General features: G+C 70.2%; 11 protein-coding genes. 4 read left to right on the forward strand and 7 right to left on the reverse strand.

Annotation, left to right across the window (positions count from 1 at the left end):
• Positions 1–89: 89 nt before the first annotated feature.
• Positions 90–1,142: a S1 family peptidase gene (locus tag OIE53_RS12560; RefSeq protein ID WP_327026780.1), complete on the reverse strand. Its 1,053-nt coding sequence runs from the start codon at positions 1,140–1,142 to the stop codon at positions 90–92.
• A 246-nt stretch (positions 1,143–1,388) separates the two neighbouring features.
• Between OIE53_RS12560 and OIE53_RS12565 the strand changes: the two genes are divergently transcribed.
• Positions 1,389–2,219 carry an SGNH/GDSL hydrolase family protein gene (locus OIE53_RS12565; protein ID WP_327026781.1) on the forward strand — a complete coding sequence of 277 codons (831 nt, stop codon included), beginning with the start codon at positions 1,389–1,391 and terminating at the stop codon, positions 2,217–2,219.
• 169 nt (positions 2,220–2,388) lie between these two features.
• On the opposite strand, the gene OIE53_RS12570 is transcribed toward OIE53_RS12565, so the two are convergent.
• Positions 2,389–2,859, reverse strand: coding sequence for a winged helix-turn-helix transcriptional regulator (locus tag OIE53_RS12570; protein ID WP_327026782.1), 471 nt, complete (start codon positions 2,857–2,859; stop codon positions 2,389–2,391).
• A gap of 54 nt (positions 2,860–2,913) precedes the next feature.
• Here OIE53_RS12570 and OIE53_RS12575 point away from each other — a divergent pair, with 54 nt between their 5' ends.
• A complete protein-coding gene (locus OIE53_RS12575; RefSeq protein WP_327026783.1) occupies positions 2,914–3,432 on the forward strand; it encodes a PaaI family thioesterase in 519 nt (172 codons plus the stop codon).
• Positions 3,433–3,529: 97 nt separating this feature from the next.
• On the opposite strand, the gene hisS is transcribed toward OIE53_RS12575, so the two are convergent.
• Entirely contained in the window at positions 3,530–4,858 is a 1,329-nt protein-coding gene (gene hisS / locus OIE53_RS12580; protein WP_327026784.1) for a histidine--tRNA ligase, read from the reverse strand.
• A 54-nt stretch (positions 4,859–4,912) separates the two neighbouring features.
• Positions 4,913–5,632 (reverse strand): MBL fold metallo-hydrolase, encoded by a 720-nt coding sequence (locus OIE53_RS12585; RefSeq protein WP_327026785.1) that lies wholly within the window; start codon positions 5,630–5,632, stop codon positions 4,913–4,915.
• Positions 5,633–5,878: 246 nt separating this feature from the next.
• Here OIE53_RS12585 and OIE53_RS12590 point away from each other — a divergent pair, with 246 nt between their 5' ends.
• On the forward strand, positions 5,879–6,778 hold the full coding sequence (locus tag OIE53_RS12590) for a peptidylprolyl isomerase (protein WP_327026786.1): 900 nt from the start codon (positions 5,879–5,881) through the stop codon (positions 6,776–6,778).
• Positions 6,779–6,825: 47 nt separating this feature from the next.
• Positions 6,826–7,653, forward strand: a complete 828-nt coding sequence (locus OIE53_RS12595) for a peptidylprolyl isomerase (RefSeq protein WP_327026787.1) — start codon at positions 6,826–6,828, stop codon at positions 7,651–7,653.
• A gap of 295 nt (positions 7,654–7,948) precedes the next feature.
• On the opposite strand, the gene OIE53_RS12600 is transcribed toward OIE53_RS12595, so the two are convergent.
• From OIE53_RS12600 to secF, 3 genes are all read right to left on the reverse strand, one after another.
• On the reverse strand, positions 7,949–10,399 hold the full coding sequence (locus OIE53_RS12600) for a RelA/SpoT family protein (protein WP_327027170.1): 2,451 nt from the start codon (positions 10,397–10,399) through the stop codon (positions 7,949–7,951).
• Between the two features lie 195 nt (positions 10,400–10,594).
• Positions 10,595–11,161, reverse strand: coding sequence for an adenine phosphoribosyltransferase (locus OIE53_RS12605; protein ID WP_327026788.1), 567 nt, complete (start codon positions 11,159–11,161; stop codon positions 10,595–10,597).
• 105 nt (positions 11,162–11,266) lie between these two features.
• Complete coding sequence (secF, locus tag OIE53_RS12610; RefSeq protein ID WP_327026789.1) at positions 11,267–12,478, reverse strand: protein translocase subunit SecF; 1,212 nt, start codon at positions 12,476–12,478, stop codon at positions 11,267–11,269.
• Position 12,479 lies beyond the last annotated feature (1 nt).

The following is a 12,479-nucleotide window of genomic DNA, read 5'->3' on the forward strand; positions in this document are numbered from 1 at the left end:
GCACCTGGAACCTCGGCACACGCGGGCGGGCCGCCGGAGGAGGAATCCGGCGGCCCGCTGCGGTGAGGAGGGTCAGGGGGTACGGCAGATCAGTAGACGCTGACGCCGTAGCGGCTCAGCACCGGCCCGACCGGCTGGAAGAAGGTGGTGCCGCCGGTGGAGCAGTTGCCGCTGCCGCCGGAGGTCAGGCCGAGCGCGATGGTGCCGCTGAACAGCGAGCCGCCGCTGTCACCGGGCTGGGCGCAGATGTTGGTCCGGATCAGGCCACGAACCTGACCCTCGGCGTAGTTGACCGTGGCGTTGAGGGCGGTCACCGAGCCACTGCGTACGCCGGTGGTGCTGCCGGAGCGCTGCGCCGACTGGCCGACGTAGGCGTTACCGGACGCGGTGATGTCACGGAAGCTGCCGTTGTACAGGGAGACGTTGCCCGGCTGCACGGTGCTCTGGTTGCTGTACCGGACGATGCCGTAGTCGCTGCCCGGGAAGACACTGCCGGTACGCGAGCCCAGCAGCGCGCTCTGGCTGGAGTTGCTGTACCAGTTCGCCGCGATGTTGGTGCAGTGCCCGGCGGTGATGAAGTAGTACGTGCTGCCGGCCCGGACGTTGAAGCCGAGCGAGCAGCGCCCACCGCCCTGGGCGTAGATGGCCTGGCCACCCGAGATCCGGGTGCTCAGCACACCGGCCTCGGCCTCGATGCGTACCGCGCCGTTGGTCCGCGCCGCAGCGGCCTTGACCCGCTCCAGCTTGGCACCGGTCACGGTGCTGTCGACGGAGACGACGACCTGGTTGGTGGCCGGGTCGACCCACCAGGCGGTGCCCGGGATGGCCGCGGAGCGGTCCAGCTCGGCGGTGGCCCGGTTCAGCTCGGCCGCACCTCGCTTGACCAGCTTCGGGGTGGCGCCGGCCGACGCCACCTGGCGGGCGGCGAGGCTGTCGGTCACCGCGACGACCATCTTGCCGGTCGCGTCGGCGTACGCACCGGCGGCGCGGGCACCGAGCCGCTCGGCCAGGGTGGCGGCGGAGTCAGGCGTGGCGGACCCGGGGGCCGCCTGGGCGGGGGTGCCGGCCAGCACACCGGCGACGAGGGTTCCGGCCGCGGCGACGGTGACCGCGCGGCGCAGCATTGACCTTGTGGGTCGCATGTAACAGCCTCCCGAAGGGGGTTGGAGGGCCCTGTCATGCCGACAGGGCAGGGGGAAACTCGGCCACCTGGGGAAACGGCCAAGCGAAGAGAAGTATTCACACATTTAAGATCATAGACAAGGCCGCCCTTTGCCCCAGTTTCACCGTTCGGTCGAGGTAACCTGCCGGCAACGTTGTGGATACAGACGGTCGTCTATACGCTCTGGTCACCGCCACCACCCGGCAACCGTGACCCGGAGGCCACCATGACCCTCGTCCGACGCGCGCTGGCCACCCTCGCCGGCGTCACCGCCCTCGTCTTGTTCGCCACCAGTCCCGCCGTCGCCGACCCCGGTCCACCACCGAACTCGATGGCCAGCCTCGGCGACTCGATCACCCGCGGCTTCAACGCCTGCGGGTGGTACGTCGACTGCACCAACCGCTCGTTCAGCACCGGCGGCGACGCCACGGTGAACAGTCACTACCTGCGGATTCGCCAGAGCAACCCGGCCATCAACGGCCGCAACCACAACGCCGCCCGCACCGGGGCCAAGTCAGCCGACCTGTACGGCCAGGCCGGCACCGCGGTCAGCCAGGGGGTCGACTACGTCACCGTCCTGATCGGCGCCAACGACGCCTGCACCAGCTCGGAGTCGACGATGACCTCGACGACCACCTTCCGGGCGAACATCGACTCCGCGCTGGCCCGCCTCAAGTCCGGCCTGCCCAACGCCAAGGTCTACGTGATCAGCATCCCGGACGTACACCGGCTCTGGTCGGTCGGCAGGGGCAGCAGCAGCGCCCGTACCGCCTGGTCGGTCTTCGGCATCTGCCAGTCCATCCTGGCCAACCCGACCTCGACCGCCCAGGCCGACGTCGACCGACGCGACCGGGTCCGGCAGCGGGTGATCGCCTTCAACGCCCAACTGGCCGCGGCCTGCGCCGCCTACGGCGCGAACTGCCGGTACGACAACAACGCCGTCTTCAACTACCCCTTCACCCTCGCCCAGCTCTCCACCTGGGACTACTTCCACCCCAACGCCACCGGCCAGCAGATCCTCTCCACCATCTCCTACCCCGCCGGCTACCCCTGGTAGCCCCCCTCCCCGCACGCCCCGCGCCCGTACCCTCCCCGCGATCTTGCACTTTCTGTCGGTGCACACCTGGGCAAAAGCCCCGAAAGCGCGACCGAAAGTGCAAGATCGACGGGCGCGGGGCGGGCGGGGCCGCGCGGGCGGGAGGCCTGCGTGGGGGGCGGGTGGGCTGCTAGCGGGGGTGGGCGCCGGGGCCGGGGCGGGGGATGAGGTCGCGGGGGTCGGTTACGGGGTGGCCTGCGGTGCAGTGGAGTTCCGCGTGGACCTCGGCGCCGCAGTCGCGGTGGCCGACGCTCAGCGGGGACCCCTCCGGATCGGCCAGGTAGCGGTCACCCCAGGCCAGGACGGCGACCAGCACCGGCCACAGGTCGAAGCCCTTGGGGGTGAGCCGGTACTCGTGGCGGATCCGACTGCCCGGCTCCTGGTACGGCTCCCGGCGTAGCACGCCCTGCTCGACCAGGCCGGTCAGCCGGTTGGTCAGCACCTGCCGGGGGATTCCTGTCCGCACCCGCATGTCGTCGAAGCGTCGGATGCCGTTGAACACCTCACGCAACACCACCAGGGTCCACTTCTCGCCGAGGATCTCCATGGCGCGGGCGACCGTGCAGTTGTCCACCGACCAGTCCAACGCGGCGGGTCTCATCCCACCAGGCTAAGTCTCGTTGACAGACTCAGCAACCGCTGCCAGGCTGAGTCCATGACGCAGACGCAGGATGCGACGCGCAGCCGCACCTTCTCGTGGTCCGACCCGAGCATCAACGCCGCGCAGATCGGCCGGCGCAGCGGCCTGGACCTGCTCCGCGCCATGGTCGCCGGTGAGCTAGCCGCCCCTCCGGTGATGCGCCTGATCGACATGGCCAGCATGACCGCCGAGGAGGGGCGGGTGGTGGTCGAACTGGAGCCGCAGGAGTTCCACTACAACCCCCTGGGCACGGTGCACGGCGGGGTCATCTCGACCCTGCTGGACACCGCCGCCGCCTGCGCCGTACACAGCACCCTGCCGGCCGGCATCGGCTACACCACCCTCGACCTGAACGTGAAGTTCCTCCGCCCGGTGACGGTGGACTCCGGCATGCTGCGCTGCGAGGGGACGGTGCTCCAGCAGGGCCGCCGTACCGCCCTGGCCGAGGCTCGGCTCACCGACGGGCGGGACCGCCTGGTCGCCCACGCCACCTCCAGTTGCCTGCTGATGCCCCTGGAACCTCCCGCCGCCTGACGAACCGCAGCACCGCAGGCACCCCGGCGTGGTCGTCGCCAGAGCCAGCGACGACCACGCCCGGGGCTTCACCGGGGTACGGGCACAGCCAGCCCGGTCAGCCGATCAGCGGCTTGAGGTCGGCCTGGGGTGGGGTCCACTCCCCTGCCGCTGCGGCTACCTGGTCGCCGGAGCGGATGTCCTTGACCTCGTCCGGGGCGCCGTCCGTGCCGGGGAACCAGACGTACGGGATGCCGCGCCGCTCGGCGTACCGGATCTGCTTGCCGAACTTCGCCGCGCTCGGCGAGACCTCCGTGGGGATGCCCCGCGAGCGCAGCGCCTCGGCGACCCGGTTGCTGGCGCCACGGTGCTCCTCGCTGGTCACCGCGACCAGCACACAGGTGGGCACCGACCGGGACACCGACAGGGCATCGGCGCCGAAGAGCAGGCCGAGCAGCCGGGTCACCCCGATGGAGATGCCCACCCCGGGGAACCGGACGTTGCCGGCGCTGGCCAGGTTGTCGTACCGGCCGCCGGAGCAGATCGAGCCGAAGCGCTCGTACCCGATCATCTGGGTCTCGTAGACCGTGCCGGTGTAGTAGTCCAAGCCCCGGGCGATGCGCAGGTCGGCCACGCAGAGGCCGGGCGAGTGGGCGGCGGCGGTCTCCACCACCCGGACCAACTCCTCGACGCCCTCGTCCAGCAGCGGGTCGCTGACCCCCAGCCCGCGCACCGCGTCGGCGAAGGAGGGGTCCGGCGCGGAGATCTCGGCCAGCGCCAGCACCGCCTTGGCCTGCGCCTCGCTGGCCCCGGCCGTGGTCGCCAGCAGCTCCGTCACCCCGGCCGGGCCGATCTTGTCGAGCTTGTCGACCGCGCGCAGCGCCGCCTCCGGGTCGGTCAGCCCGATGCCCCGGTAGAAGCCCTCGCAGATCTTGCGGTTGTTGACCTGGATGCGCACCGGCGGGATCGGCAGCGAACGCAGCGCGTCGCCGATGACCAGCGGCATCTCCGCCTCGTGGTGCGGCGCCAGGGTGTCCCGGTCGACGATGTCGATGTCGGCCTGGAGGAACTCCCGGTAGCGCCCCTCCTGCGGGCGCTCGCCGCGCCACACCTTCTGGATCTGGTACCGCCGGAAAGGGAAGTTCAGCTTGCCGGCGTTCTCCAGCACGTACCGGGCGAACGGCACGGTCAGGTCGAAGTGCAGCCCCAGGGTGTCGTCGCCGGAGGGGCCCTCCGGATCCCCCTGCAGCCGGCGGATCACGTAGACCTCCTTGGAGGTCTCCCCCTTGCGCAGCAACTGGTCCAGCGGCTCGACCGCCCGGGTCTCCAGCGGGGCGAAGCCGTACAGCTCGAAGGTCGACCGGATCCGGTCCAGGACGTACTGCTCGATCATCCGCTGGGCGGGCGTCCACTCCGGGAAGCCGGAGATGGGCGTGGGCTTGCTCATGATGCTCCGTTCGGGAACCCGCACGGTCCGCGCGGGTGAGCGTGGCAGCGGCCGCTACAGGCCGCGGGTGGGGGCCGCCGGTCGCCCGCCGCCCATCCCGGCCACCTCGGCGAGGTACGGGTTGGTGGCGCGTTCGCGGCCGATGGTGGTCGCGGGGCCGTGGCCCGGCAGTACGACGGTGTCGTCGGCCAGCGGAAGGATCTTGTCCCGCAGACTGGTGAGCATCGTCGGCATACTGCCGCCCGGCAGGTCGGTGCGGCCGATCGAACCGGCGAACAGCACGTCACCGGAGAGGCAGAGCTGCTCGGCCTCCCAGGGCGAACCGGCACCGGGCAGCCGGAACAGCACCGACCCGCCGGTATGGCCGGGCGCGTGGTCGACGGTGATCTCCAACCCGGCGAGGGTGAGCGTCGTACCGTCGGCCAACTCGGCCACGTCCTCCGGCTCGGCGTACGGCAGCCGCCCGCCGAACAACTGGCTCAGGTCCATCGACAGGCCCTTGGCCGGATCGGCCAGCATCTCCCGGTCCCCCGGATGCACGTAGGCGGTGATGCCCCGCGCCCCGCAGACCGGCGCCACCGAGAAGGTGTGGTCCAGGTGGCCGTGGGTGAGCAGCACCGCGGCCGGATGCAGGCGATGCTCTGCCAGTAGCGCGTCCAGCCGGTCGACCACCCCGATGCCGGGGTCGACCACCACGCACTGCTCCCCCGGCCCGGTGGCGACCACGTAGCAGTTGGTGCCGAAGGCGTCGGCGGGAAAGCCGGCTACGAGCACGTCCGCTCCTCTTTCATCGAACTGTCCGTCGACCGCAGCCTAACCGGCCCGTCTCGCCCATTTCCGCCGCCGCCCCAGCAGCCCATCGGGACGAACCAGGTCACGATCAGCCCGCGCACGGACCTCGTACACGACTTTTCCAGCCAGTACCCGTACACTCTGGCGGGCGTGTGGCGTGGCGCACCCGCCGCCCGACGGGTACGCGCACCAGCGACTGACAACCAGGGTAGAGGAAGGGGAGCACGGGTGGCTTCCAGCAGGGATCGGCAGCGCAAACTCGCGCGGGCCAAGCTCGACCGGCAGATGGCTCGTCGGGCCGCCGCCGTCAAACGGCGCCGACAGATTCGCGCCGGGGTCGGCACCGCCCTGATCCTCGTCCTCGTCGTCGTCGGCTCAGCCTGGGCGCTGGGCGCGTTCGACCGGGAACCGACCGAGGACACCGCCAGCCCGGAGATCTGCCTGTGGACCCCGCAGAACACCCAGGGCAACAGCAACCTCAAGGAGGTCGGGGAGCCGGCCACCACCGGTCTGCCGACCACCGGCACCCGCCCGATGACGGTGACCACCAACCAGGGCGCACCGATCAACATCGAGTTGGATCTCGCCAAGGCCCCCTGTGCCGCCGCGAGCATCGCCCACCTGGCTAGCCAGTCGTTCTACGACAACACCAACTGCCACGAGATCACGGCCGAGGGTGCGCTGCGCTGCGGCGACCCGAGCGGCACCGGGCTCGGCGGCCCGGCGTACTCGTTCTACAGCGAGAACGTCCCCACCGCCCCGGAGAGCAGCCCGGCCCCGGCCACCGAGCCGCCGACGTACCCCAAGGGCACGGTGGCGATGATCTCGAACCCGCCGGGTGCCAACAGCAGCCAGTTCCTGATCTTCTTCAAGGACTCCATCAGCCACGAGCCGGCGTACCCGATCATCGGGCGGGTGACCGGGGGCCTCGACGTGGTGGAGAAGATCGGTGCCCTGCCGACGGTGGACAATGGGGCCGGGGAGAAGGTAAAGCCGGAGAACGACGTGGTCATCCAGAGCCTGACCGTCGGTGAGCCGGTGCTGGACCCGGCATCGCCCACCGACCCCACGGGTACGCCGAGCCCGGCGGTCTCCGGTTCACCAGAGGCCAGCCCGAACGCCGGCTGACCCACGACGGGCAGCGGCATCCACAGACAGTCCAGGAGGATCGAGGCGTGACGTCCACCAGAGAGCGGCAGCGCGCGGCGGCCCGCGCCCGGCTCGAGAAGGAGATGGCCGAGCGGGCCGCCCGGGCCCGCAAGCGCCGGCAGACCCAGGCGGTCGTGGGCGGCGGCGTGGTCCTGCTGCTGGTGGTCGCCGGCACGGTCTGGCTGGCCACCAGCCTGATCGGCGACGACAGCGGCACCGACACCACCGCCCAGAGCGCGGACACGGTGCAGTGTGACTGGGTCGAGCTGCCCAACGGCGAGCGGAGCCCGACGACCAAGGACGTCGGGTTGCCGCCGGTCGAGCAGAGCAAGGTCGGCAGCCAGACCATGACGATCACCACCAACCTCGGTCCGATCACCGCCCGGATCGACCGGTCGGCGGTGCCCTGCACCTCGGGCAGCTTCATCCACCTGGCCGAGCAGAACTTCTTCGACAACACCAAGTGCCACCGCCTGGTGACCGAGGGCATCAAGGTCCTTCAGTGCGGCGACCCTAGCGCCACCGGCGAGGGCTGGCGGGACAGCGACGGCACCGGCGGCCCCAGCTACCGGATGGCCGAGGAGAACCTGCCCACCGACAAGCGCCCGCCGTACCCTGCGGGTGTCATCGCGATGGCCAACTCGGGCCAGCCGGCCAGCAGCGGCAGCCAGTTCTTCATCGTCTACGGTGACTCGCCGCTGGATCCGAACTACACCGTGCTCGGCACCATCACCAGCGGCATGGACATCGTCGAGGACGTCGCCAAGGCCGGCGACGACGGCGCCTTCGCCCAGCAGGCCGGGGGCGGCCACCCCAAGAAGGAAGTCGTCATCACCGACCTGACGATGAGCTGACCCAAGCCCCACACCTTCGAAGCGCCCGCCGGCTGGAGCCGGCGGGCGCTTCCGCATCCCGCCGTCGCGTGCCCCGCACCCGCACCCGCACCCGCACCCGCACCCGCACCCGCACCCGCACCCGCACCCGCACCCGCGATCTTGCACTTTGTGTCGCCCTTATGCGGCATTCACCCCAATATGCGGCGACGAAAAGTGCAAGATCGCCGCAGAGCTCGCCCGACACAGAGCTCGCTCGACGCACAGTCCCGCCCGACGCAGGGCGTGGGCGGGGTGCGGTGGAAGGGTGGGTGGGTTAGGAGCCGGAGGTTACGCGGTAGGCGTCGAAGACGCCGTCTACCTTGCGTACGGCGGCGAGCAGGTGACCCAGGTGCTTGGGGTCGGCCATCTCGAAGCTGAACCGGCTGACCGCCACCCGGTCCCGGGTGGTGGTGACCGTGGCGGAGAGGATGTTGACCCGCTCCTCGGAGAGCACCCGGGTGACGTCGGCCAGCAGCTTGTGCCGGTCGAGGGCCTCCACCTGGATGGCCACCAGGAAGGTCGAGGCGGAGGTGAGCTTCCAACTCACCTCGACCACCCGTTCCCCCTGGGCGCGCAGGTCCTCGGCGTTGGCGCAGTCGTCGCGGTGCACGCTGACCCCGCCGGAGCGGGTGACGAAGCCGAAGACCGAGTCCGGGGGCACCGGGGTGCAGCAGCGGGCCAGTTTGATCCAGACGTCGCTGACCCCGCGTACGACCACACCCGGGTCGTGGCTGGAGACCCGGCTGCGCGGCGGCCGGGTGGCCACGGCGGTCTCGGCGATGTCCTCGGCCGCGCCCTCCTCCCCGCCGTAGGTGGCCATCAGCTTCTGCACCACCGACTGGGCGGAGACCTGGCTGTCGCCGACGGCCGCGTACAGCGAGGCCACGTCGGCCAGGTGCAGGTCCCGGGCGATCGCCATCAGGTTGTCGGAGGTGAGCATCCGCTGCAGGGGCATGCCCTGCTTACGCATCGCCTTGACGATCGCGTCCTTGCCCTCCTCGATCGCCTCCTCGCGACGCTCCTTGTTGAAGTACTGCCGGATCTTCGTCCGCGCCCGGGGGCTCTTGACGAAGCCCAGCCAGTCCTGCGTCGGGCCGGCGGTCTCGGACTTCGAGGTGAAGATCTCGATCACGTCGCCGTTGGACAGGGTCGATTCCAGCGGCACCAGCTTGCCGTTGACCCGCGCGCCGATGCACTTGTGCCCGACCTCGGTGTGCACCGCGTACGCGAAGTCCACCGGGGTGGACCCGGTAGGCAGGGGGATGACGTCGCCCTTGGGGGTGAAGACGTACACCTCCTGGCTGGACAGGTCGAACCGCAGCGCGTCCAGGAACTCGCTCGGGTCGGCGGCCTCCCGCTGCCAGTCCAGCAGCTGCCGCAGCCAGGTCATCTCGTCGATGTGCGCCGGTGGGCCGACGATCTGGGTGCCCTTGTGTTCCTTGTACTTCCAGTGCGCCGCGATGCCGAACTCCGCCGTGCGGTGCATCGCGTACGTGCGGATCTGCATCTCCACCGGCTTGCCGGTAGGCCCGATCACGGTGGTGTGCAACGACTGGTACATGTTGAACTTGGGCATGGCGATGTAGTCCTTGAACCGGCCCGGCACCGGCTGCCAGTTGGCGTGGATGACCCCCAACGCCGCGTAGCAGTCCCGTACCGTGTCGACCAGGATCCGCACACCTACCAGGTCGTAGATGTCGTTGAAGTCCCGACCCCGCACGATCATCTTCTGGTAGATCGAGTACAGGTGCTTCGGCCGACCGGTGGTCTCCGCCTTGATCTTGGCGGCCTTCAGGTCGGTCTGCACCTTCTGGGTCACCTGCCGCAGCAACGCCTCCCGCTGCGGCTGGTGCTCCCCGATCAGCCGGTTGATCTCCTCGAACCGCTTCGGGAACAGGGTGCCGAAGGCCAGATCCTCCAGCTCCCACTTGATGGTGTTCATACCGAGGCGGTGCGCGAGTGGGGCGAGGATCTCCAGGGTCTCCTTAGCTTTCTGCTCCTGCTTGGGCCGGGGCAGGAAGGTCAGGGTACGCATGTTGTGCAGCCGGTCGGCCAGCTTGATCACCAGAACCCGGGGGTCCTTGGCCATGGCCACGACCATCTTGCGGATGGTCTCCGCCTTGGCCGCGTCACCGAGCTTGACCTTGTCCAGCTTGGTGACCCCGTCGACCAGCAGGGCGACCTCGCCACCGAAGTCGGCACGCATCTGGTCGAGGGTGTACTCGGTGTCCTCGATGGTGTCGTGCAGCAGCGCGGCGACCAGGGTGGTGGTGTCCATGCCCAGGTTGGCCAGGATGGTGGCCACCGCCAGGGGATGGGTGATGTACGGGTCGCCGGACTTGCGGTACTGGCCGGAGTGCCAGCGGGCCGCGGTGTCGAAGGCGCGCTGCAACAGCCGCGCGTCAGCCTTGGGGTGATTCTCCCGATGGGAGGAGATCAGAGGCTCAAGAACCTCGCTGACCTGCGAGGACTGCCAGGGGGCGTTGAACCGGGCCAGCCGGGCCCGGACCCGCCGCCCGGTGGGCGCGTTGGACAGGGCGAAGCCACTGCTGGGCGGGGAGTCGACAACGGGGTCGACCGGTGCCACCTCGGCTCCGACACCCGTTCGGGCCACATCGCCGGTGGGCAGCACCGTGGCGGGCCCGCCGCCCGGCGCCGCAGCGGCGCTGTTGCGATCGGTCACCGAGCCGTCCGCGTCGCCTGTCGGGTGCACCGTGCCCTCCACCGGAGGGGCGACATCGTGGGACACCGGCCTCCTCACCGCTCGCCGGAACGAACCGACCGTGCGCCGGCCGGCCTGGTCTCGTGCCGCTCGGACGGGTCACCGTCCGGTCAGCAATGGGCAATGCTACCCGCACCCGCAGTGCCCTGCCGCTCCGCCGGACGTACCGTGCCGACTCCGCCCGGTGGCAGTCGGACCTCAAACGGTCAACAGGGCATGGACGGTACGCGGCGCCAGCCGCTCCCGCCCCTTGAGGAAGGCCAACTCCAGCAGCACGGTGAACCCGGACACCGTGCCACCGGCCCGTTCCACCAGATCCAGGGTCGCCGCGGCGGTCCCCCCGGTGGCCAGTACGTCGTCCACCACCAGGACCCGATGGCCGGCGGTGAAGGCGTCCTGGTGCACTTCCAGGGTGGCCTCGCCGTACTCCAGGGCATAGGAGGCGGCGTACGCGGGGCGGGGAAGCTTGCCGGCCTTGCGGACCGGCACCACCCCTACCCCGGTGGCGTACGCGATGGCCGCGGCGACGACGAAGCCCCGGGCCTCGATGCCGACCACGGTGTCGAAGGACTCCGGTCCGTGGTACGCGACGATCCCGTCGATCACCTCACGGAAGGCCGCACCGTCGGCGAACAACGGCATGAGGTCCTTGAACATCACACCGGGCTTGGGGAAGTCGGGCACGTCGAGCACCCGGCCGGCGACCAGCTGGGCCACCTCCGGGCCGAAGTCTCCCCGTACCCCGCTGCTGTGGGTCTCCGTCACGGTAGCTGCGCTCCCCTTCCATGACGCCGACGGCGTCCGGCATTCTGCTCGCACAGCATGCCGGACGCCGCCGGATCAGTTCCTACCGGGTGTACCCGGGGTCGCTCAGCGTCGCTTTGCGCCACCCGGGCGGTTGCCCCCGCCGGGCCGCCCACCGCGGGCCCCGCCGGAGCGCTTGCCGGCCGGACGGGCACCCACCTTCGGGGCTGCCGCACCGGCCAGAGCCGCATCGGCCAGAGCCGCATCGGCCTGCGCCGGTACCGGCTCCTCGTCCTCCCGCTCGGCCGCGGCGGCCGGAGCCGCCTTGCTGCGGGTCTCCTTGACCGGCACCGGGTTGGCCCGGCGGGCCTCCACCCGCTTGTTGTGCGCCTGGATCCGCGGGTCGCGGTTCTTCAGCACCACCAGCAGCGGGGTGGCCAGGGTGATCGAGGTGACGAACGCCATCGCCATACCGACGAACAGCACCAGACCCAGGTCCTTCAGGGTGCCCGCACCGAGCAGGCCGGCACCGATGAAGAGGATGCCGCCGACCGGCAGCAGGGCCACCACGGAGGTGTTGACCGAGCGCATGAGGCTCTGGTTGACGGCCAGGTTGGCCGCCTCGCCGTAGGTCTGGTTGTTGCTCGCGGTGATGCCCTTGGCGTTCTCCTGCACCTTGTCGAAGACCACCACCACGTCATAGAGCGCGAAGCCCAGAATGGTGAGGAAACCGATGATCGTCGACGGGGTGACCTCGAAGCCGACGATCGAGTAGATGCCGGCGGTGAGCGCCAGGTTCGTCAGCAGGGAGAAGATGGCCGCGGCCGCCATCTGCCACTCGAAGCGCATAACCAGGTAGACCGTCACCAGGGCGATGAAGATGACCAGACCGAGCACGGCCCGGTTGGTCACCTGGCTTCCCCAGGCCTCGCTGACCCGGTTGGCGCTGATCTCGTTCGGGTCGATGCCGAACCGCTCGGCCATGTCGAGCCGGACGGTCTCGGCCTGCGTCTGGTCGAGCTGGGTGGTCCGCAGCTCGTAGAAGGAGCCACCGGCCCCACCGACCTGCTGGGCGGTGACCACGTGGGCACCCTCGGTGCTCAACGACTCACCGGCAGTGGTCTCGGCCTGCTGCATGCTGCCCACACTGGTGGGGATCTGGAACGAGTTGCCGCCGGCGAACTCGATGCCCGGGTTGAACCCCTTGATGAGGATGCTGCCCAACGCGATCAGCACCAGGATGGCCGCCGCGGTGAACCACATCTTGCGCCGGCCGACGACGTTGAGGCCGGCGTCGCCCCGGTAGAGGCGGCTTGCCAGAGAGTTCTCAGCAGCCATC

The sequence above is a fragment of the Micromonospora sp. NBC_01739 genome (genome assembly GCF_035920385.1).
Classification (GTDB): Bacteria; Actinomycetota; Actinomycetes; order Mycobacteriales; family Micromonosporaceae; genus Micromonospora.